Raw genomic sequence first — 21,977 nt, 5'->3', positions numbered from 1 at the left:
GCCTCTCCCCCGGCCTCCCGAAAGGTCACCGCGTGTCCCGCACCGCCGAGAAGATCGACGCCTTCTGCCACCTGCTGCCCCGCGAGTACGCCGACCGCCTGTTCGCCCTGGACGGCGTGCCCGCGGTGGCGAACCTGCGCAAGCGCATCATGAACATCCCGGCCCTCGTCGATCTCGACGTGCGGTTCCGGCAGATGGACGAGTTCGCCGGCTATCGCCAGATCGTCAACCTCGCGGCCCCGCCGGTGGAGGACTTCGGCAGCCCCGCGGTGTCGGCCGAGTTCGCCGGGATCGGCAACGACGGGCTGGCCGAGCTCGTCGCCCGCCACCCCGACCGCTTCCTTGGCTTCTGCGCCGCCGTCGCGCTCAACGACGTGGACGCCGCCGTCGCGGAACTCGACCGGGCGGTCCACCACCTGGGTGCCGTCGGCGTGCAGATCTACACCCACGTCGGCGGACACCCGCTGGACGAGGCACGGTTCGAGCCGTTCTGGTCCCGCGCGGCCGAACTCGACCTGCTGGTCCAGGTCCACCCCTGCCGGAACTCCTCCTGGCCCGACTATCCGGCGGAGGAGCGCTCCCGGTACGAGATCTGGTGGACCTTCGGCTGGGAGTACGACCTGTCGGCCTTCATGGCACGGATCGTCTTCGGCGGCGTCCTGGAGCGACACCCTGACCTCAAGCTCCTCATCCACCACGGCGGCAGCATGATCCCGCACTTCTCCGGCCGGGTCGGACCCGGCTGGGACCAGCTCGGTTCGCGGACCCCCGACCACCAGCGGGAGGACGTCACCGGCTATCCGCTCACCAAGCGGCCACTGGAGTACTTCAAGATGTTCTACGCCGACACCGCCCTGTTCGGCGCCCCGCACGCGCTGCGCTGCGCGCTGGAGTTCTTCGGCCCGGAGCGAGTGCTGTTCGGCAGCGACTCCCCCTACGACCCGGAGAAGGGGCCGGGCTACATCCGCTCGGGCATAGCCGACGTGCTCGCCATGGAGCTCACGGAGGAACAGCGCGCGGCGGTCTTCGCCGGCAACGTCCGCCGGCTGCTCGGCGCTCGACTCCCGGCCTGACGCGCCGGAAGGGCGAACCGAGGTTCGCCCTTCCGGTGTTCGGCGTCGTCGTGAGTTCACGATCGTGCTGCCGACACCTCGGTCCCGGAGAACTGGTCGTTGCACTCACGTTGGAGGACGATGTCGCTCCACATCGGGTGGTGGGGGGCGGCGTTGGAGCACACGATGGTGCCCCAGGCTCCGGCCCGTGCGCTGAGGCGGACGGCCTGTCGGCAGAACTCCGCGCCGACGGGTCCTTCCTCGAAGTTGCCGGTCAGTGGGGTGTAGCCGATCCATCCCTCGCCGAAGACCAGGGGGATCCCGCGTCCGGCGCAGAGGTCGGCGGCCGCGGAGATCCAGGTGTCCAGGGTGCGGAGCATGGACACGCGGTGTTCGCCGTACCGTTCGTACAGGAAGCGGTCCCAGGCCTCGGCGTCGCACCAGTCGTGCACGTAGATCTCCGGTTTGCCGACGATCGTGGCCTCCAGCCGCCATGCGTCCTCGGCGGGCGGCCGCCACTGGTCGAAGGGCGGGGCGCCGGGGCGCATGAGGTCGGCGCGGGCGCGCTCCTCGTCGAAGCCGCCGTCGGTCGAGCGCAGGCCGTAGCCGACCACGAGTTCGTCGAGCACTCCGTAGACGTAGGGGTGGAAGACGCCGACGTCGATGTTCTCGGGGATGCCGCGGAAGGTGTCCAGGGGGACGCGGGCGTAGTTGACGGTGACGGGGACGGCGGGTTGGCGTTCGTGGAAGCGGGCCAGGCCGCGTTCGAGGCGTTCCCGCAGCTCCACCACGGCCGGTTCGCGGCCGGGCAGGCCTTCGGTGAGGTATCCGCCCTGGACCTCGTTGTGGAGTTCGACGAACGCGATCACCTCGGCGAGCCCTTCGGCTTCGGCGAGTTCGTAGGCGTCGGCGAGGGTGTCGGCCAGCCGGACCGGGCGGTCCTTTGGGTCGACGGCCATCAGCGCGTCGAACCATCGCCGGTCGCCGGCGAAGGAGCTGCTCTGCTGGTACTCCCAGCTGGAGAGGATCACCACGACCCCGTGGCGCCTGGCGGCGCGCAGCAGTTCGAGCAGGTGGGCCCTGGGGTCGAGTCGGACGCGGTGGCGTACGTCGTACCAGCGGGTGCCCTGGGCGTACTCCCCGCCGAGTGGCCCGAACTCCGTCTCTCCGGACAGTCCGGAGCCGAAGATCAGGTACGGCATGGCGCAGATCCGGATGGTGTTGTAGCCGCGTTCGACGGCTTCGGTGAAGGCGCGGTCGAGGTCCTCGAAGGGCTCGCCGGGGCCGGTGCGGGTGTACCAGCTGAAGTCCCACAGGGTGATGGTGAGGCGATCCGGCAGGTGCGGCGGGAGTGGTACGGGTGTGTAGGTCATCTTTCCTTGCTCCGGGGTGGTGGAGGTGTCTCAGCCTTTGAGGGCGCCGGCGCTGAGGCCGTCGATGAGCTGTTTGCGAAGGGCGACGAAGACGAGGATCGACGGGATCGCGGCGAGCATGGATCCAGCGAGGACGATGTCGTACTGGCGGCCCTCGGCGCCGAAGATCGCCTGTAGTCCGAGGGGCAGGGTGTAGGTGTCCGGGTCGCCGATGACGATGAGCGGCCAGAGGAAGTTGTTGTAGGAGTTGAGGAAGCTCCATACCGCGAGCGCGGCGATGGCGGGGCGCAGGAGGGGCATGACGAGTCGCCAGAAGAGGCCCGCCTCGCCGACGCCGTCGATCCGGCCGGCGTCGAGGATCTCGTCGGGGACGGACTGTTCGACGAACTGGCGCATCATGAAGATGCCGAAGGCGGGCGCCACCCAGGGCACGACGAGCGCGAACCAGGGGTCCGCCGTTCCGGTCCGCGCCAGGAACACGAACAGCGGCACGACGATGACCGCGAAGGGGATCGCGAGAGAGCTGAACATGACGTTGAACAGGGCGTTCTGGAACCGGAAGCGGTACTTGGCGAAGCCGTACCCGGCCATCGAGCACACCAGCACGGTGATGATGGTGGAGGCGAGCGCGATCAGGGTGGAGATCAGGAACCACTGCCAGAAGGGGTGTCCGTCGAACAGCGCCGTGTAGTTGTCGAGGGTCGGGTCGGGCGGGAGCAGGCTCGGTGGGTAGGCGAAGATGTCGCTGCGTCGCTTGAACGAGGAGAACAGGGCCCACACCAGGGGGAACAGCCAGCACGCCGACGCGAGGACGAGTCCGGTGTAGAGCGCGAGGCGGCCGGGGCGGATCGCGCGCGGGTTCCGTACCGGCGTGGTGGGCGGGGCGGCGGCGGTCGTGGTCATCGGTTCTCTCCCGCTCCGAACACTCGGATCGCGATCCGCCCCAGGAGGAAGACCACGACGAACATGACCACGCCGGCGGCCGAGGCGTAGCCGAGCTCCTGTCGCTGGAAGGCGGCGCGGTAGATGAACTGGGCCACCGACATGGTGGCCTCACCCGGCCCGCCCTGGGTCAACAGGAAGGGCTCCTCGAAGATCTGCGCCGTGGACACCAGGACGGTGACGCCGATGAACGCGGTCACCGGGCGCAGTTGCGGGAGGGTGACGCTCCAGAAGCTGCGGATCGGGCCCGCGCCGTCGAGCTGGGCGGCCTCGTGCAGTTCGTGGGCGACGTTCTGCAGGCCGGCGAGGAAGAACATGGTGAGGTAGCCGGTCCAGCGCCACAGCACCAGGATGATCACGACGACCTTCGCCCAGAACGGGGAGGTGAGCCATGCGATGCCGGGGCTGCCGAGGGTGGCCCGAGTGAGGCCGTTGACCAGGCCGAACTGCTGGTCGAAGAACAGGCCGAAGACCAGCGCCACGACGATCGGGGACACCACCACCGGCAGGAAGAAGACCGTGCGGAAGAAGTCCCGGAACCTGAGCCCGCGGGCGTTGAGGGCGAGGGCGATCATCAGCGACAGCGGCAGGACGACGCACATCGTGCCGACGGTGAAGACGGTCGTGTTGAACACGGCGGTGTAGAAGCTGGGGTCGTCGAACAGGCGGGCGTAGTTGTCGAATCCGACCCACTCCGGGCTTCCGACCCCTGACCACCTGGTCATGCTGAGGAAGGCTCCGATGGTGATCGGGACGACCATGAAGAGCAGGAACAGGACGTAGAACGGGGAGATGAACAGGTAGGGCGCCCACGTCCGGGCGCGTGCCGCGCGTCGTGCGCTGGCGGGCGGGGCGGCCGCCGGGGCGGCTCTGGTGTCGGTGGTGTCGATCACGCTCATCAGGACCTCACCTGTCGGCGGTAGGAGTCCGTGGCCTCTTGGATCACCTGGGCCGGGGTCAGGTCGCCGTCGTAGAGGCCCAGCATCGCGGCGCCGATCGCCACGACGAGCGCCTCGTTGTTCTCCGAGAGGAAGAACTCGGGCAGGTCGTCGGCCGCCCGGGCGTACTCCTGGAAGGACTGTTGACCGCCCAGGAACTCGTCGCGGTGGGAGGTGAAGTCGGGCTCGGTGTAGAGCGAACGCAGGGTGGGCAGGAATCCGCCGGTCTGGAAGCGGAGGAGTTGCCCCTCGGGGGTGAGGTAGACCCTGCGCAGCAGGTCGAGCGCGGCCTCGCGGCCCGGGTTGACGGCGGAGACGGTGAAGCCCGTGCCGCCGAGCGCCGACGCGATATGGCCGCCGCCGCTGAAGCGCGGCAACGTCCGAAGCCGCCACTGCCCGGCCTGTTCCGGGGCGTTGGCCTCGAGGCCGTAGACCCGGTACCACGAGGGCATGGTCAGCGCGACGAGCAGGCCGGACTTGATGGCGGCCCCGGCCGCGGCGCCGTAGGGGTCCCCGACGACCAGGAACGAGCCGTTGGCGACGCCGCGTTGGATGAGGTCGAGTGCCTCGACTGACTCGTCGGTGTCGATGCTGAGGTTGCCCTCGGCGTCGAACGGGCTGCCGCCACGCTGCACCAGCAACTGCAGGTAGGTGTTGTACAGCGAGGTGTTGTCGCCGTTGGAGACCATGCCGATCGACTTGCCGGTGGCCTGGTTGAGCCGGCCCCCGATGTCGAGCATCTCGTCCCAGGTGGCCGCGTCCGTCGGGAGCCCGGCCTGGGCGAACTCGTCGGGCCGGTAGTAGAGGACGGAGATCGAGGTGTCGGAGTCCAGGCCGTAGAGGCGGCCGTTCAGGCTGTAGGGCCCGCGCCGCAGCAGATCGTCGCCGAACGGCTCGGCGATCTCCGAAAGGTCAAGGAACAGCGACTCGGCGAGGTCGCCCTTCATCACCCGCGGGAACTCGGAGATGATGATGCCGAGCAGGTCGGGCGGGGAGCCGTCGGCCATGAACTGGGTGATGGTCCGCGTCAGCAGATCGGATCCCGAGGCGGCGGTCACCTCGAGGGAGGGCGTGTACGCCGATCCGCGCATGATGGTCCGGTCGCCCAGGGCGGCCTGGAAGGTGGCGGTGTAACTCGGGTCGTGGGTCCACAGCTTGAGGCCGACGGCCCCGTCGGTCACCGGCTCGGCGGGCGCCGCGGTCGCGCACCCGGTGGCGAGCGCCCCCATCCCGCCCATCATGGCGAGGAAGCGGCGTCGGCTCGGCCCGCTCACGACGCACCGATCCCGACGGAGGCACGGTGGACGGGCACCAGCCGGGCCTCGTCGAGACGCAGGGTGACCTCGTCGGGGCGCAGATGGTCGGGCACGTGGATCCGCGCGGCGGGATCGAAGGGGAGCAGCCGCAGGACCAACTCCGCGCCGCTCGCCAGGGCCTCCCGGTGCCGGGTGAGGTCGATCTCCCAAGGGGAGCCGTTCCAGTACTGGTCGGCTATCAGGGCGCCGTCGAGTTCCGCGCGGCCCGCGTCACCGACCCAGTCGAGCCGCAGCAGCAGCCGGTGGGCCGCGGTGAGGGCAGCACGGTCGAACTCGACGCGGTGGGCGGCGGCGCCGGCGTAGTCGCCGGCGGTGGGAGCGGCGGCGCGCTTCAGCGGACCTCCGATGCGCTGCGGCGCCGGCCCCTTCGCGGCCGCGAGCTCGACCAGCTCGACCCCGGGCACGGCCGTGGGCGCCTCCACCGCGAAGCGGGCGAAGATCCCGCTCTCGCCGGTGTCTCGCAGCGCCAGCGGCGGAGCCAGGACGACGGTGCCGGTCGGCGCCGGATGGATCAGCAGGGTGCCGCCGGCGGGGCCGCTCTCGATGTGCAGCAGCTGCCCATCGGGCACGACGTGGACACCGTCGCCGACGACCAGCCGACGCGCTCCCCACAGCTCGCCGACCGTGGTGTGGCGGGCGGTGTGCTCGTCGAGGACCAGCAGCCGCAGCGCGTCGAGGCGGATGAGCGCGTCCGGTCCTGGGTGCGGCACCCGGATCCGGGTGCGGCCGGCGCCGAGGTCGTCCACGAGGACGCCCGGGCCCGCGACCGAGGCCGGGTCGACGCCGGTGAGGACGAGTTCGACCGGGATGCCGGCGGTGCGGGTCAGCACGACCAGGTCGTCGAGGACGGTGACGAGTTGGGCCGTGGCCGACTCCAGGGTCGCCGCGCCGGGCAGCGGCCAGCGGAAGGGCCAGGCGAAGTAGGCGCCTGAGGGGATGTCGACGGGATCGACGGGCAGTTCGAGCGGTCCCTCCTGTCCGTCCTGTCCGTCGAGCCGGAACCGGACGCCGCGGTGCGCCGCCAGCGTCTCCCCGCCGGGCTGGTGGGTGTTGACGAACAGCATCCCGGACGTCCCGTCGGTGCGCACGGCCCAGCGCAGCGTCTCCCGGTCGTCGAGGCCTCGGGGGCCGTCGGCGGGTTCGACGAGTCCCATCGGGGCCAGTCGCTCGCCGGCGGCCGCGAGCAGGTGGTGTTGCAGCCGGAGCAGCTCGTAGCTGGGGCGGACCTGGCCGTACTCGCCGAGCGGGGCCTGGAAGTCGTAGCTGACGACCGGCAGGTCGTTGGGGTAGCCGGTGGCGATCGACTCCTGCATGGTGGTCGCGGCGTCGGTGACGTGCGAGCCGCCCTGGTACATGTAGTAGCCCTGCCAGGTCGATCCGGAACCGATCTTGGTGAGCGCCAGCGCGGCCACGTCGTCCGGCGGGGCGAGGGGCCGGCGGTGGTACGTCACCTGGACGCCGCCGCCGAGCTCACAGGTCGCGTACGGGTAGCGGTCGAGGTCCGGCCCCGCGGTCGTGCTGGGCAGGCGGCGCAGGTCGGCGCCCACGGTGTGGTCGTCGCGCAGGGCCGTGAAGAAGAAGTGCCGCCTGTTGTGTCGGGCCCATCCCGGATGGGCGTCGTCCCATGGCGCCTCGGGATACCCCGCGTACAGCGGCAGGAACTCGTCCGCGGGCAGGTCCGCGCCGCCCCAGGCCGTCGCGGTCCACAACGGTGGGGTGATCCCGGCCTCCTGGGCCATCCGCTTGAGCGTGCGCAGGTGCTCGGGCTGGTCGTACAGCTCGTTCTCGATCTGGACGGCGACGATCGGCCCGCCCTGCGCGTGGTAGAGCCCGTCAAGCTCCGCGCCGATCCGCGCGTAGTAGGGCCGGACGAGGTCGAGGTAGGCCGGGTCGTCGGAGCGGGTGCGGGTGCCCGAGTGCTGAACCCACTCCGGGAAGCCACCGTAACGGGCCTCGCCGTGCGCCCAGGGGCCGATCCGCACCACCGCGTCCAAGCCGCACTCCGCGGCCGTCTCGACGAACGCGCGGATGTCGCGGTTGCCGTCGAACCGGAACTCGCCCCGGCGTTCCTCGTGGTGGTGCCAGAACAGGTAGGTCGCGACGACATCGATCCCCCCGGCCCGCATGGTGAGCAGCTGCTCCCGCCAGCCGGCCCGGGGGTAGCGGGTGAAGTGCATCTCGCCCATGACCGGAAACCAGGGGCGCCCGCCGCGCGAGAGGTGGGTGCTGGTGGCGACGATCCGATCCGGTTGCCCTTCGGGCTCGCCCATCCTGAGATGGCCGACGAGCGGCTCCAGGGGCGGGCGCAGGGTCAACGTGTACACCATCGGTCTCCTTGCCTCGGCGCCGGGCCCAGGTCGGCCTGTCCGGCAGGCCGGCGTCATCGATGGACGCAAGTTAAATCATAATTTCCGAATAGTGAACCCCTTGCGCATCGAGTTCGCCCCAGCCGCGAGGCGGGCGACTCGCCGCCGAGCGAACGGGACCCCCTTGCGCCGATCCGCCCTCTTCAGCTAGACATTAATTAGTATTTTAAGAAGAAAGCTTGAGGCAGGCTGCCACCCGCACGAGACAGCCCGCGGTGCGCAACATCCACCGCATCGCCCGGCCCCCTGAGGGGCCACGGACGCCAGATGCCCGCCCGACCACACAGGAGATACGCGTGCTATTCGGCGCCAGCTACTACCACGAGTACCAGCCCTACGAGCGACTCGAGCGTGACCTCGACCTGATGATCGCGGCGGGCTTCACCGTGATCCGAGTCGGCGAGTCGACCTGGGCCTCGTACGAACCGCGCGACGGCGAGATCGGCTTCGAGGCCCTGTCGCGGGTCGTCGACGCGGCGTACGACCGGGGCCTGGAGATCATCGTGGGAACGCCGACCTATGCGATACCGCCCTGGTTGGCGCGCGCCCATCCCGAGGTGATGGCCCACGTCCGCACGGACACCCCGGTTCCCTTCGGCGGACGGCAGAACATCGACTTCACCCACCCCGCGTTCCGGTTTCACGCCGAACGGATCATCCGCGCCCTCGGCCGCGAGTTCGGCGGACGCCCAGGAGTCATCGGCTTCCAGGTCGACAACGAGATCGGCGTGCACCACCTGCACAACCCCGACGTCGTCGCCCGCTTCCGCCGCCACGTGGCGGAACAACTGGGCGGCGTCGACGGCGTCAACGACAAGTGGGGCCTGACCTACTGGAGCCACCGGCTGTCAGAGATCGAGGACCTGTGGACACCGGACGGAAACTCCAACCCGGGATACGAACTGGAGTGGGACCGTTTCCAGGCGTCGCTCTCCACGGAGTTCCTCAGCTGGCAACGCGACCTGCTCCGCCAGCACATAGCGCGGGACCAGTTCGTCACGCACGACGTCGTGGGCGGACACTGCAACCGCGGCGCCGATCCACGGGCGCTCATGCGGGCGATGGATCGTTCGGCCATCAACATCTACTACCCGATGCAGGGCGCCCTCGAGTTGCCGGAACCACCCCCCGAGGAGATGCCGGCCCGCCCGTTCTGGGCGGCCGACAGCGGCGCCTGGGTCCCTCAGTGGAGGGCCGACATGGCCTACGGCGCAGGTGGCGAGGCCGGCAGACGATTCATGATCACCGAGGCCCAGGCGGGTTCCATCGGTGACCACTCGACGAATGTGGTCCCGTTCCCCGGGCAGCTACGGCTGGCCGCGCACCTGTTCGCCTCACGCGGTGCGGACCTGCTCGCCTACTGGCACTGGCACTCCCTGCACTACGGCGCCGAGACCTACTGGGGCAGCGTGCTGGGCCACGACCTGGAGCCCGGTCGGATCTACGACGAGGTCGCCGAGCTGGGGGCCGAGCTGAAGAAGCTCGCGCCGAGCTGGCGCGACAGCGTGCCGGACGCCGATGTCGCCATGCTCTACTCCCGCGACAGTTACAAGGCACTGCAGTTCCAGCCCGCCCTCCTCGTCCCCGGTACCTCCACCCCGGACAGCTCCACCTACCACCGCGTTTTCAGCCGGCTGTACCAGGCCGCGCACGACGTACGGCTCCAGGTCCGCGTGGTGCAGACCGACTCGGACTGGACGGAGCATCAGGTGCTCGTCGTTCCTGCCCTCTACATCGCCGACGACATCCTGTTGGAGAAGATCGTCGAGCACGCCCGTCAAGGCGCCCACGTGGTCGTCACGTTCCGCACCGGCTACGCCGATCAGTGGGCACGGGCCCGCTGGACCCGCCAGCCCGGTCTGCTCCGCGGACCGGCGGGAGTCTCGTACCAGGAATTCAGCACGATCAGCAGGCCCGTACCGCTCCAGGCCGCGACCAGCACCGACCTCCCCGAGCTGAGACTGCCGGCCGGCGCCCACGCCGAGGGATGGGCCGACGGGCTGCTCCTCGAAGGAGCCACGGCCCTGGCCCACTACTCCGACCGTTTCCTCGGCGAATCCCCCGCGATCACCACTCACCCACACGGAGAGGGCAGGATCACCTGGGTCGGCACGCTGCCGGACCGGGAGACCGCGGCCGAGATCCTGCGCTGGGCGCACGAGGAACGCGGCGCGACCGCCCCGGCCGATGCCTGGGACGTTCCCGCGAGCGTACGCGTCACCAGCTCCGTCCGCCCCGACGGGCGAAGGCTGTGGTTCGTCGCGAACCACAGCTGGGAGCCGGTCGAGTTCCACGCCCCCGAGCCCGTGCGGGATCTCACCGGCCCCGGCGACACCGGCGCCCTCCGCCTCAGCGCCTGGGACAGCCGCGTCCTGCTGGGGGGAGCGCGATGACCCGCGTCACGGCCGTCGAGACCCACGTCGTCAACGCCGGGCTCCGCAACTGGGTCTTCGTCAAGGTCGTCACCGACGAACCCGGCCTCGTCGGCTGGGGCGAGGCGACCCTGGAGTGGAAGACCCGGGCCGTCGTCGGCGCCGTGGCCGACCTGGGCGGCACGCTCGTCGGCAGGAACGCGTGCGACACCGAGCGGCTGTGGCAGCTCATGTACCGCGGCCAGTTCTTCCAGGGCGGCGCGGTCACCATGAGTGCCCTGTCCGGCATCGACCAGGCCCTCTGGGACGTGAAGGCCCGTTCCCTCGGCGTCCCGTGCTGGCAACTGCTCGGGGGCCTCGTCCGCGACAGGCTCCGCATGTACGACCACTTAGGGGGCGGTGACTCCTCCGTCGTCTACGGCGCCGCCAGCGGGGAGGGATTCGCCGAAGCCGCGCGCAAGAGCGTCGCGGACGGGTTCACCGCCCTGAAGATCCTCGCCGTCCCGATGGGCACCGGACTGCCCGGTACCGCCGACATCCGCGCCGCGGCGGAGGTCATGGGGGCGGTGCGCGACGCGGTCGGCCCCGACATCCAGCTCATGGTCGACCTGCACGGACGCACCAGCGCGGCAGGCGCTCTGATGTACGGCAGAGCGCTCGCCGAGTTCGACCCCTGGTTCTTCGAAGAGCCCTGCCAGCCGGGAAACCCCGAAGTGATGGCCGATCTCGCCCGGGCTCTGCCCTTCCCGGTGGCCACCGGCGAACGGCTGATCTCGCTCCAGGAATTCCGCGACCACCTGGCGGTGCGCGCCTGTGCCGTCCTCCAGCCGGACGTCTGCCACGTCGGCGGTCCGACCGCGCTCCGCAAGATCGCCGCCATGGCGGAGACATGGCACGTCCCCCTCGCCCCGCACAACCCGCTCGGCCCGATCGCCACCACCGTCAACCAGCACCTCGGTTTCGCCACGCCGAACTTCCTCATCCAGGAGGTCATGCGCTCGGACGTTCCCTGGCGTGACGATGTCGTCCGCGGCGGGCTGCCCATCACCGACGGCCACGTCCATCCGCCGACGGAACCTGGTTGGGGCATCGAGATCGACGAGAAGGTCGCCGGCACGCACCCCTACCAGCCCGAGCCCGTGCTCGACCTCGCACAAGCCGACGGCGCCCTCGCCGACTGGTGAAACCCGGACCCAACCAGCGCCCCCGAATCGGAAGCCCACACATGAGCGAAAACCAGAGCACAGGCCCAGGAGCGAAGCTCGGCCGGCTCGCCGGAGAGGTCGCCCTCGTCACCGGCGCCGCCGGTGGGATCGGCTCCGCGATCTCGGCCGTGGCCGCCCGCGAGGGTGCCGCCGTCGCGATCCTCGACATCGATCGAACAGGCCAGGATGTCGCCGACGCCCTGAACAGGCTGGGAGCGGGTGCGGTGTTCGTGCACACCGACGTCACCGACGAGGAAGCCGTGACGGCCGCGGTCACGACCGTCGGCGAGCGCCTCGGCCCGCCGACCGTGCTGGTCAACAACGCGGGCCGGAACTCCTATGCGGACCCCGTCACCATGACCGTCGCCGAGTGGGACGCGGTGTTCGCGGTGGACCTCAGGAGCGCGTGGCTGCTCAGCCGTGCCGTCCTGCCCTCGATGATCGAGGCACGCCACGGCTCGATCGTCAACATCGCGTCCGTACACGCCGACCAGACCAGCGCCGGCTACTTCCCCTACGCGGCGGCGAAGGCGGGCCTGATCGGTCTCACCCGTAGCACCGCCCTGGAAGTGGCTCACCACGGCATCCGGGTCAACGCCGTCAGTCCCGGCTGGATCCGCACGGCACTGGTCGACGAGTGGCTGGCCCGCAACTCCGACCCGGCGATGGAACAGACCGTCCTCGGCACCCACCCGCTGGGCCGCATCGGGACACCCGAGGAAGTGGCCGAGGTCGTGTGCTTCCTGGCCTCGCCCGCCGCGTCCTTCGTGACCGGCGCGGACTGGCGGGTGGACGGCGGGCTCACCGCGCGGTACGCCGTGCCACCGGCATCGTGACGGAGCTACAGCAAGGCCGTGGACCATCAGCGTCCCTTGGCATCCCGCAATAATTAATATTTAATCTGGTCAGTCGTTTCCGCCCGCCTCACAGGAGTTCGCCCGTGCCTCCCGCGCCCCTGCCCCTCACACCCCGTCTGGCCGGCCGCTGCGCACTCGTCACCGGCGGCGCCTCCGGCATCGGCGCCGCCACAGCCCGCCGGCTCGCCGCCGAGGGAGCCGGCGTCCTCGTCGCCGACATCGACGAGGAGTCGGGCGCGGACGTCGTCACCGCCATCCGTGAGGCCGGTGGCAACGCGCGATTCCAGTACTGCGACGTCTCGGACGAGGATTCCTGGGCCACGGCGGCGCGAGCCGCCAGCTCGGCCTTCGGGCCCGTCCACGCCCTGGTGAGCAACGCCTACACCGTCCGCATCGCCCCAGCCCACCGGACCAGCGCGGAGGAGTGGAACCGGCAGCTCGGCGTGAGTCTCACCGGCTCGTTCCTCGGCACTCGCGCCTGTCTCGACGACCTGGAAGCGACCGGCGGCAGTGTGGTGCTGGTTTCCTCGGTGCATGCCCTGGTGGGCCTGCCAGGGCGGCCCGCCTACGCGGCGGCCAAGGCGGGACTCACTGGGCTGGCACGGCAGTTGGCCGTTGAGTACGGCGGCCGGATCAGGGTGAACAGTGTGTTGCCGGGCCCGGTCCTGACTCGGGCCTGGGACGGTATCGCCGAGGAGGACCGGCGGGCGGCCGCCCGGGAGACCGCCGCAGGGCGCCTCGGGGCGCCCGAGGAGGTGGCCGCGGCGATCGCCTTCCTGCTCAGTGCCGACGCCTCCTTCGTGACCGGGGCTTCGCTCGTGGTGGACGGCGGCTGGAGCGTGTTGAAGAACTCCTCGTGAGCCGTGTCCGAGCACACCGGACCCCGGTCAACCCCCACCCGCCTTTGGAGTCATCCCTTGAAGATCACTCGCGTTGAGACGTTCGCCGTCCCGCCTCGTTGGCTGTTCTGCCGTGTGGAGACCGACGAGGGCGTGGTGGGCTGGGGCGAGCCCGTCGTGGAGGGTCGGGCCGCCACGGTCCGCACGGCCGTCCACGAACTCGCCGAGTACCTGGTCGGCCGGGACCCCATGCGGATCGAGGACCACTGGCAGGTGATGACGAAGGGATCGTTCTACCGGGGCGGCCCGGTGCTCTCCAGCGCCGTCGCCGGCCTCGACCAGGCGCTGTGGGACATCGCGGGCAAGGCACTGGGCGTGCCGGTCCACGTGCTGCTTGGCGGCCCCGTGCGTGAACGGGTCCGTGCCTACAGCTGGGTCGGCGGTGACGAGCCGGCCGACATAGCCGACGCCGTCAAGGCACAGGTGGAAGCGGGCTTCACCGCCGTCAAGATGAACGCCTGCGGGCGGATGAACAGGATGGCCACCGCCGCGGACGTCGCCGCAGTCGTCGAACGGGCCGCCGCCGCCCGAGAGGCACTGGGCCCCGCACGCGACTTCGCCCTCGACTTCCATGGCCGGTTCACCGCCGCCAACGCCCGCCGCGTCCTGCCCCACCTCGCCCCGCTGCATCCGCTGTTCGTCGAGGAACCCGTCCTGCCCGAGTACACGCACCGGCTCGCCGAGGTGGTCTCCGCGTCGCCGGTCCCGATCGCCACCGGCGAGCGGATCTACTCACGCACCGAGGCGATGCCCGCGCTCCAGGCGGGCATCGCCGTCCTCCAGCCCGACCTGTCGCACGCCGGAGGCATCTCCGAGGTACGACGGCTGGCGTCGCTCGCGGAGACGTTCGACGTGCTGCTGGCGCCCCACTGCCCCCTGGGACCGATCTCCCTAGCCGCCAGTCTGCAGGTGGCCTTCAGCACACCGAACTTCCTCATCCAGGAACAGAGCATCGGCATCCACTACAACGAGGGGGCCGAAGTCCTGGACTACGTCGTCGACCCGGAGGTGTTCCGGTTCGACGAGGGCCACATCCGGCGCCCATCGGGCCCGGGGCTTGGCATCGAGGTCGACGAGCCGGCGGTACGCCGTGCCGACGGAAGCGCGCCGGACTGGCGCAACCCGGTGTGGCGACACACCGACGGCTCGTTCGCCGAGTGGTGACCCTCCGCCCCTCGCCCACCCGGTTCTCCCCCGACGAGTAACTCCACGGAGCACAGCACATGCCGGACCACAGTGACTTCGCACGCGTACTGCGCCACGACCGTCTGGTCGCCATCGTGCGCGGCGACGACCAGGAGGCGGCGCTGCGCAGCGTCGTGACCCTCGCAGAGGAAGGCGTACGGCTCATCGAGGTCTCGCTCACCACGCCCGGGGCCGTCGAGGTCATCCGCCGGGCGATACGCGAGACGGGCCCGGCCGCGGTCATCGGGGCCGGGACGGTCGTCACCCCGGAGGAGGCGCTGCGCGCGCGGGACGCGGGGGCGAGCTGGATGGTGACTCCCGCACTGGGCGGGGGCCTTGAGCGGGCTGTCGCCCTGGGCGTGCCGGTACTGGCCGGTGCCTTGACGCCGACCGAGGCGGTGGCGGCCACGGGCGCCGGCGCCCACGCGGTGAAGTTGTTCCCCGCCTCCCTGGGCGGCCCCGGCTATCTGCGGGCGCTGCGCGATCCGCTACCCGACGTGCCGTTCGTGCCGGTGGGAGGTGTGAACGCCGAACTCGCACCGGCGTACTTCGCGGCCGGTGCCGTGGCGATCGGCGTGGGCTCCCCCTTGCTGGGCGACGCTGCCGACGGCGGGGACCCGGACGCGCTGCGGCAGCGTGCCCGGGCGTTCCGCACACTGTGCCAGGCGGAGGACCACGCATGAGCGTCCAGCCCGCGGAGGTGCTGACCTTCGGCGAGACCATGCTCTCGCTGCAACTCGAAGGACCACTTGCGGTGGGCAACCCGGTCCGGCCCACGGTGGCGGGTGCCGAGTCCAACGTGGCGGTGGGCCTGGCACGGCTGGGGCACCGGGTGCGCTGGGCCGGCCGGGTGGGCGCCGACGAGCCGGGACGGATGGTGCTGCGGACGCTGCGCGGTGAAGGGGTGGACGTGGCACACGCCAGCCTGGACCACACCGCTCCAACGGGTGCCATGCTGCGCGAACGACGGGTGGCCGACCTGGCCCGCGTGCACTACTGGCGCGCCGGCTCGGCAGCATCCCACCTGCGCCCCGAACACGTCAGGCCGGCACTCGACGCCGGCACGCGCGTCCTGCACCTGACCGGCATCACCTGCGCCCTGGGGGCCGACCCGCTGGCCACCGTGCGGGCGGCCGCCGAACACGCCGCGGAGCACGGTTGGACCGTGTCCCTCGACGTCAATCACCGCACCCGCCTGTGGAGCGCGGAGCGGGCCGCCTCGGTCCTGCGGCCGTTGTTGCCCTGGGTCGACATCGTGATCGCCTCGGACGACGAGCTGCCACTGGTGGCAGGCGGGGACGGCGCCGAGGAGGCCGAGCGGGTGGAGGTACTACTCCTGGCAGGGGTGCGGGAGGTGGTGGTCAAGCGAGGTGCCGAGGGCGCGGATCTCCATCTGAGGGGCCAACCCGCACTGCGCGCCCCGGCCCGCCGGGTGCCCGTGGCGGACACCGTGGGCGCGGGCGACGCGTTCAGCGCCGGCTACCTCTCCGCCCTGCTGGACGACCTGCCGCCCGAGGGACGGCTGCGACGCGCCACTGCCACGGCCGCGTTCGCCGTGGCCACCGCGGGTGACTGGGAGGGCCTGCCGCACCGGGACGAACTCCCGCTTCTCGACGCGGCGCCCGGGGCCGCCGTGCGCTGACCGGCCGGCCCTGGCGCGCCGATCCGTGCTCTCTTCCCCCGACTTCCGCGAAAGGTTTCCCATGACCGTGTACGGACCTTCGGACATCGGCCCGTTCCGGCCCGTCACTCCGGAGCGGCTCCAACTCGGTGAGGGGCCAAGGCTGTTGCCCGGCGGCACCGTCGTCCTGGTGGACATCCTCACCGGCCGGCTGCTGCGGCTGCCGCCTGCCCCGGGGGGCGAACTGGTCCAGCTGGCCAAGTTGTCAGAACCCCTGGGCGCGGTCGCCCCCCTGGTGCTGACCGGCAACCGGACGGGGTGGCTCGCGGCGACCGGTATGGCCTTCGCCGTGCTCGATTCCACCGGCCGGGTCCTTCGGGACTTCCCGTTGCCACACCGGGCGGGCGGCGCACAGCGCATGAACGACGCGGTGTGCGACGCGACCGGGCGGATGTGGGCGGGCACCATGGCATACGAGGCGACACCGGGGTCGGGTGCCCTGCACCTGCTGGACGTCGACGGCACGGTGACCACCGTGCTGGACAGCCTGACGATCCCCAACGGACCGGTTGTCAGCCCGGACGGGCACACCCTCTACCTGGCGGACAGCGCCCTCGGCACGGTCGAGGCTTTCACCGTCGACCCCGACACCGCCCGACTGTCCGCCCGCCGCCCACTGTTCCGCGTCGATCCCGACGAGGGCAGCCCCGACGGCATGACGGTCGACACGCACGGCTGCGTCTGGTCGGCGATCTGGGGAGCCGGCCAGGTCAGGAGGTACGCCCCCGACGGGCGACTGCTGGAGATCGTGGAGGTGCCGGCCGTGCAGCCTTCCAGCGTCTGCTTGACCGGGCGCAGCCTCGTCGTGACGACCGCCGCGCTCGGCCTGGAGGAGCCCGGCCCGAACGACGGGGCGGTGCTCAGCGCCCCGTGCTCCGCCGTCGCCTCACCCGCCGCGTACGCCTCCGCCGCACTCGCGGGCCCGCACGCCTGACGGAGCGGCGCTGGTTCCGGGCGCCAGCACGTGCGCCGACCCTGCCCCTGAGACAGGGGGCGGGGTCGGCGCCGAGGCTTACGCCGTGCGGTAGGCGCGCAGCGCGGGCAGCGCCCGGCCCCGGAAGTCGAACAGCGTGGTGTTGCTCACGAAGTTGGGCTGCCCGACCTCCCAGCCCACTCCGGGCGCGGGGATCATGACCGGGTCCCAGTAGATGTCACCGATGACCGCCCCGTCCTCCACCTCCCTGAGCTGCCTGAACAAGTCGGTGAGGAAGTCCGCCTGCCCCTGAGGGGTTTCGGGGTACGGCACCGGGCCGTTGTCGGTGAGCTGCCCCTCGACACCTTCGTGGGTGACCGGATTCCAGTTGATGCCCGTCTCCATCACCATGATCTCCCTGCCGAAGCGTTCGTGGAGCTGCTCGAAGAACGCGCAGACGGTCGGGATGTCCTTGCGGGTCCAGAACGGGTAGTACGACGAGCCGATGACGTCGTAGGGGATGCCATGAGCGTCGGCTGTGGAGAAGAACCACTCGTACTTGTCCATGTTGCCCGCGTCGTCGAGGTGGAGGATCACCTGAGTCGAGGGGGAGACCTCCTTGACGGCCTCGTACCCGGCGCGCAGGAAGCGGGCCAGGTTCTCCCAACCCTGCTCGGAGGAGGTCGTCCCGTACGGGAAGAGGATGCCGCCCTGCATCTCGTTGCCGAGCGAGACGTACGCCGGGACGGTGCCCTGGTTCCTCATGTCGAGCATGAGCTCGCGGGTGTAGTCGCGAACATACTCTTCGAGCGCGGCGACCGCCTGGTCGTCGGGGAGGTCGGTGACGTCCCGCCACTCGCTCGGGATGTCCTGGATGAGGCCGTTGGTCCAGTAGTCGCTGTAATGGAGCGTCAGCTGGATCTCCATGTCGTTGCGCGTCACCCGGCGAGCGAGGTCGAGCATGTCCGGCGTGTCCTGGTAGCCCTCGGGCAGGTAGGAGTCCGGGTAGCCGATACGCGGGTTGTCAGGACCGGTTTCCGTGTAGACACGCAGCCGGGCCAGGTCCATGCCGTTGGCGGCCATCAGTCGGACGGGGTCGACGCGTCGCCCGTTCTCGTCGTGGTACCTGCCGCCGCTGTCCTCGACCCAGTTGAGCATGGTCAGGTCGCCACCGGCGGCGAACCCGTCGTCGGTCACGGGACGCCCGGGTCGGTCACGGTCCTGGCCGTGCGGAGTGGCCGCGCCGGCCTGGCCGGTGAGTCCGGCCAGACATGCGGCGGCGAGTACGAACGCCGTGAGGCGTGCACGCAATCGACGCCATTGTCGTGCATATGACATAGAAAAACCTCCATCTGCTCTCTCGTGTCGGATCAGCCGAACCAACGCCTGCCTTGCGGCGCTCAGGGTCCGGGGTACAGGGGCAGGCTCATCAGCCACAGCGCCGTGCGGCGTGCAGTGGTGTCGTGTCCCGCCACTTCCGGAGACGGCTTTGCTCCGATGCGTGTACCAGGGCCGGCACGGCGTCTCGGACACCCTGGCGTGCCCGGACCGCGCCGCGCCGACCCACAACGCCTCAGGCAGCGTCTCCGATCGCGCTCAGGCCCGCTCGTCACCGGTGGCGCGCAGGGACAGGCGCGGCACACCCACCAGTTCGGTGGTTTCGACCGCGGCCCGGTCGTGGGCCGCGTCCAGCCCTTCTCGTACCGAGGCGTCAACGTAGATGCCCGACGCGGGGTCCAGGGGCAGGACTCGGATCTCCACACCGTGCCGCGCGGCCGAGTCCGCGAAGCGGCGAAGTCCGATCTCCCAATCGGGGCCGTACCAGAAATGATCGGCAACAAGCTGCCCGTCGATGTACGCGCGAGCGGCGTCGCCTGTGTAACGCAGCCTCAGCAGTACCTCCCCGTCGCCTTCCAGAGCCGATGCGGGAACGGTGACGCGGTACACGGCAGCCTTGTCGAAGTCCTCGTCGCGGGGTGCGGAGGCTCGCTGATGGGTGCCGCCGGCACGGGCCGGCGCGGCGATCGCCTCCGCCCGCAGGCACTCCACAGCCGGCTGCGGCAGGTTCGCAGCGGGCCGAAGCGGCCAGCGGGTGAAGACGCCGTCCGGTACGGGATCGTGGACGCCGGGTCCGTGCAGGGCCGCGGGTGCGGGAAGCAGGGCGATCGAGGGGGCCGCGGACGTGAGGTGCAGGCGCGCCTCGTCCCCGTCGAAGAGGACCAGGTCGTCACTGAGCACGAGTCGTTCACTGCCGAAGACGTGCGCTCGATTCAGCCGCAGAGCCTCGTCGTGCGACAGCACCAGAACCTTGGCGCGGCCGGACGACGTGGTCAGCGTCAAGAGCGCCCCCGTGCCTGGCTCGGTGACGTACACGAGAGTGGCGTCCTCGCCGCTCTCCACTCGCGCGGGCCCTTCGACGCCCACGCCCGCGGGCAGGGAGAGGGAGACCGGGATGCCCTCGATAGCCGCCAGCACGTTCAGCGGGGTGCCGTCCACCTCGAGGCGCGTCACCGGCTGGGCGGTGGCCCAGTCCAGGCGGAGACCCACCCCCAGGTCCAGACCGATGGGCCACACGAAGTGGGCCCCGGAAGGCACGTCGACCGGCTGGGCGGGCAGCACGACGGTCCGGCCGTCGTCGAGGTGGACGCGGAACTGAACACCGTCGTGGTCGGGCAGCCCCTCGTGCGGCTGGTGGTTGTTGACGAACAGGAAGCCCTGGTCGGCCGCGGAGCGGACGGCCCAGCGCAACGTGCTCCGGTCGTCGAGCGAGGCGGGCTCGACGTCCGGCAGCCACAGAGGCATCCGCGCCAGTTCGGCACCGTAGGTGCGCAGGAACAGGTGCTGCAGACGCAACGCGTGGAAGGAAGGTCGGACCTGCCCGTACTCTCCGAGCGGCGCCTGGAAGTCGTAGGTGACCCTGGGCAGGTCGTTGGGATAACCGGTGTCGTGGCTTTCCTGGTTGGGCTCCTTGAGGTCCACCCGTTGCGAGCAGCCGTGGTAGAGGTAGTACCCCTGCCAGACGGAACCGCTGCCGAGCTTCGCCAACGCGAGCGACGTGACGTCCTCGCAGGGCACCAGGGGCCTGCGGTGGTACGCGATCGCCATCCCCCCGCCGAGCTCACAGGTGGCGTACGGGTAGCGGCGGGTGTCGGGGCCGGTGCCGGTCGCGGCGGCGGACCGGAGGTCGGCCCCGATGGCGTGGTCGTCGCGGATCGGCGTGAAGAAGAAGTGGCGGCGCATGTCCCGCGCCCATCCCTGATGGGCGTCCTCCCAGAACACCTCCGGGTAACCGCCGTACAGCGGCAGCAGCGCGTCGGGCGGGATATCGGCCGCGCCCCAGGCCGTCGCGGTCCACAGCGGCGCCCGCATGCCGGCGTCCTCGGCCATCCCCCGCAGCGTGGCGAGATGGCCTGGCTGGTCGTAGAGCTCGTTCTCCACCTGGAGCGCCACGATGGGACCGCCGTCGTCGTGGAAGAGACCGCGCAACTCGTGGGCGATGCGCCGGTAGTACGGCTCGACCAACGCGAGGTAGGCGGGATCGTCGGTGCGCGGGGCGCAGTCGTTCTCCCGCAGCCAGTCGGGATGCCCTCCGTTCCGACATTCGCCATGCGACCAGGGGCCGAGCCGCACGATCACGGCCAGGTCGAGCTCGCCGCACAGCGTCACGAAGCGACGAACGTCGAGGTCACCGTCGAAACGGAGCGTGCCACGCTCGTTCTCGTGCTGGTTCCAGAACAGGTAGGTGGCCACGAGATCTATGCCACCAGCCTTGATCTTCAGCAGTTCCTCGCGCCACTCGGCTGACGGGTAGCGGCTGAAGTGGAACTCACCCATCGCCGGGATCCAGGGGCGACCGTCCCGGATCAGGCTCTGGCTGTCGACGGTAAGCGTGTGCGCCGCGGTGGCTGAACTGCCCATGGGCAGGTGCCCCGCCAGGGGCGCGGCGGCTTCGTGGGCGTGCAGAGACAACATGACGGGCGGCTCCTGCGGGAGGCGGCTCGGTGGAGTGCGTTCATCGTGGGGGGAGCCCCAGACAGTGTCAAGATGTATTCATAATTAATGTCTACTGCTAGGGTGGGCGTACCAAGCCTCCGCATCCGGATCCCGCGCAGACCCCGAGGAGAGACCCGCCATGGCGTCGTACACCGGCAGAGGCGTTCACGGGCAGGTCGTCCACGTCCTCGGCCTGCGCATCGTCGGCGGTGAAGTGCCCGAGGGAGCAACTCTCGACATGCGTGCCCTCGGGGAGGAACTCGACGTGAGCCTCACCGTGATGCGCGAGTCCCTAAAGGTCCTCGCCGGCAAGGGGCTGATAGACGCGCGTCAGAAGCGTGGAACCTTCATCAGGGACCGTAGAAACTGGAACCTGCTCGACGCGGACATCATCCGCTGGCAGGTCGAGAGTGGTGCCGGACAACGCCTCATGCGTGATCTCGCCGAGGTGCGCGCGATCATCGAGCCGGCCGCCGCCCACCGCGCGGCCCTCAACCGAACAGAGGACGACCTGCGAGCGCTGGAGACCGCGCTCGACGCGATGACCCAGGCCCACGCGAGTTCCTCCGCGGACGCCGCCGAGGCCGACGCCGCATTCCACCGCGCCCTGCTCTCCGCCACCGGCAACGAGATGCTTGCCCGCATGGACCTCCTCCTCGAGCCCGGGCTACGCGAACGCGACCGCGTCGTCCACTCCCACGACCAGACCACCGACCCCGTCCCCAGCCACCGCGCCGTCCTCGACGCGATCCGCGACCAGGACCCCGCCCGCGCCGAGCTCGCCATGCTCGACCTCCTCGCCAAGGCCACCCACGACCTCGACAGAATCACCGGCAGCGCCGCCACGGCCCACCAGCCCTGACCGCCATCCTCTTCACCTCCGCC

17 protein-coding genes are annotated in these 21,977 nt (G+C 70.6%); 10 read left to right on the top strand and 7 right to left on the bottom strand.

The window, feature by feature from the left end:
- Nucleotides 1-32 precede the first annotated feature (32 nt).
- Nucleotides 33-1,073, top strand: a complete 1,041-nt coding sequence (locus ACYVPE_RS02425; protein WP_461031663.1) for an amidohydrolase family protein — start codon at nt 33-35, stop codon at nt 1,071-1,073.
- A 56-nt stretch (nt 1,074-1,129) separates the two neighbouring features.
- Here the strand turns inward: ACYVPE_RS02425 and ACYVPE_RS02420 are convergent, their stop codons facing one another.
- Genes ACYVPE_RS02420 through ACYVPE_RS02400 form a run of 5 tightly spaced genes read right to left on the bottom strand, consistent with a single transcriptional unit; the run spans nt 1,130 to nt 7,948 of the window.
- A complete protein-coding gene (locus tag ACYVPE_RS02420) occupies nt 1,130-2,425 on the bottom strand; it encodes a cellulase-like family protein (protein WP_461031662.1) in 1,296 nt (431 codons plus the stop codon).
- Between the two features lie 30 nt (nt 2,426-2,455).
- Nucleotides 2,456-3,328, bottom strand: coding sequence for a carbohydrate ABC transporter permease (locus ACYVPE_RS02415; protein WP_461031661.1), 873 nt, complete (start codon nt 3,326-3,328; stop codon nt 2,456-2,458).
- Entirely contained in the window at nt 3,325-4,266 is a 942-nt protein-coding gene (locus ACYVPE_RS02410; protein WP_461031660.1) for a carbohydrate ABC transporter permease, read from the bottom strand. Before ACYVPE_RS02410 ends, ACYVPE_RS02415 begins: the two co-directional genes overlap by 4 nt.
- Nucleotides 4,266-5,579 (bottom strand): ABC transporter substrate-binding protein, encoded by a 1,314-nt coding sequence (locus ACYVPE_RS02405; RefSeq protein WP_461031659.1) that lies wholly within the window; start codon nt 5,577-5,579, stop codon nt 4,266-4,268. Before ACYVPE_RS02405 ends, ACYVPE_RS02410 begins: the two co-directional genes overlap by 1 nt.
- Nucleotides 5,576-7,948 carry a beta-galactosidase gene (locus tag ACYVPE_RS02400; RefSeq protein WP_461031658.1) on the bottom strand — a complete coding sequence of 791 codons (2,373 nt, stop codon included), beginning with the start codon at nt 7,946-7,948 and terminating at the stop codon, nt 5,576-5,578. The genes ACYVPE_RS02405 and ACYVPE_RS02400 overlap by 4 nt, the downstream gene beginning before the upstream one ends.
- A 335-nt stretch (nt 7,949-8,283) precedes the next feature.
- On the opposite strand from ACYVPE_RS02400, the gene ACYVPE_RS02395 reads away from it, so the two are divergent.
- The 8 genes from ACYVPE_RS02395 to ACYVPE_RS02360 all read left to right on the top strand — a co-directional run bounded on the left by ACYVPE_RS02395 (nt 8,284) and on the right by ACYVPE_RS02360 (nt 17,120).
- The gene (locus tag ACYVPE_RS02395) at nt 8,284-10,380 is read left to right on the top strand and encodes a beta-galactosidase (RefSeq protein ID WP_461031657.1); all 2,097 of its coding nucleotides are present in this window, start codon (nt 8,284-8,286) and stop codon (nt 10,378-10,380) included.
- A complete protein-coding gene (gene dgoD, locus ACYVPE_RS02390) occupies nt 10,377-11,543 on the top strand; it encodes a galactonate dehydratase (RefSeq protein ID WP_461031656.1) in 1,167 nt (388 codons plus the stop codon). Before ACYVPE_RS02395 ends, dgoD (ACYVPE_RS02390) begins: the two co-directional genes overlap by 4 nt.
- Nucleotides 11,544-11,584: 41 nt before the next feature.
- Entirely contained in the window at nt 11,585-12,400 is an 816-nt protein-coding gene (locus ACYVPE_RS02385; RefSeq protein ID WP_461031655.1) for an SDR family NAD(P)-dependent oxidoreductase, read from the top strand.
- A 104-nt stretch (nt 12,401-12,504) separates the two neighbouring features.
- Nucleotides 12,505-13,281 carry an SDR family NAD(P)-dependent oxidoreductase gene (locus ACYVPE_RS02380; protein WP_461031654.1) on the top strand — a complete coding sequence of 259 codons (777 nt, stop codon included), beginning with the start codon at nt 12,505-12,507 and terminating at the stop codon, nt 13,279-13,281.
- 57 nt (nt 13,282-13,338) lie between these two features.
- Nucleotides 13,339-14,484, top strand: a complete 1,146-nt coding sequence (gene dgoD / locus ACYVPE_RS02375) for a galactonate dehydratase (protein ID WP_461031653.1) — start codon at nt 13,339-13,341, stop codon at nt 14,482-14,484.
- A 59-nt stretch (nt 14,485-14,543) separates the two neighbouring features.
- A complete protein-coding gene (locus ACYVPE_RS02370) occupies nt 14,544-15,188 on the top strand; it encodes a bifunctional 4-hydroxy-2-oxoglutarate aldolase/2-dehydro-3-deoxy-phosphogluconate aldolase (protein ID WP_461031652.1) in 645 nt (214 codons plus the stop codon).
- A complete protein-coding gene (locus ACYVPE_RS02365; protein WP_461031651.1) occupies nt 15,185-16,147 on the top strand; it encodes a sugar kinase in 963 nt (320 codons plus the stop codon). Before ACYVPE_RS02370 ends, ACYVPE_RS02365 begins: the two co-directional genes overlap by 4 nt.
- 61 nt (nt 16,148-16,208) lie before the next feature.
- On the top strand, nt 16,209-17,120 hold the full coding sequence (locus ACYVPE_RS02360) for an SMP-30/gluconolactonase/LRE family protein (RefSeq protein WP_461031650.1): 912 nt from the start codon (nt 16,209-16,211) through the stop codon (nt 17,118-17,120).
- 78 nt (nt 17,121-17,198) lie between these two features.
- Here the strand turns inward: ACYVPE_RS02360 and ACYVPE_RS02355 are convergent, their stop codons facing one another.
- Together ACYVPE_RS02355 and ACYVPE_RS02350 are read right to left on the bottom strand one after the other, a co-directional pair.
- On the bottom strand, nt 17,199-18,410 hold the full coding sequence (locus ACYVPE_RS02355; protein ID WP_461031649.1) for a glycoside hydrolase family 53 protein: 1,212 nt from the start codon (nt 18,408-18,410) through the stop codon (nt 17,199-17,201).
- Nucleotides 18,411-18,695: 285 nt separating this feature from the next.
- Entirely contained in the window at nt 18,696-21,071 is a 2,376-nt protein-coding gene (locus tag ACYVPE_RS02350; protein WP_461031648.1) for a beta-galactosidase, read from the bottom strand.
- A 160-nt stretch (nt 21,072-21,231) separates the two neighbouring features.
- Between ACYVPE_RS02350 and ACYVPE_RS02345 the strand changes: the two genes are divergently transcribed.
- Nucleotides 21,232-21,954 carry a FadR/GntR family transcriptional regulator gene (locus ACYVPE_RS02345; RefSeq protein ID WP_461031647.1) on the top strand — a complete coding sequence of 241 codons (723 nt, stop codon included), beginning with the start codon at nt 21,232-21,234 and terminating at the stop codon, nt 21,952-21,954.
- Nucleotides 21,955-21,977 lie beyond the last annotated feature (23 nt).

This window comes from Streptomyces mayteni, from assembly GCF_054783955.1.
Note: the sequence above shows the minus strand (reverse complement) of the source record. Positions and strands in the feature narration are given on the sequence as shown.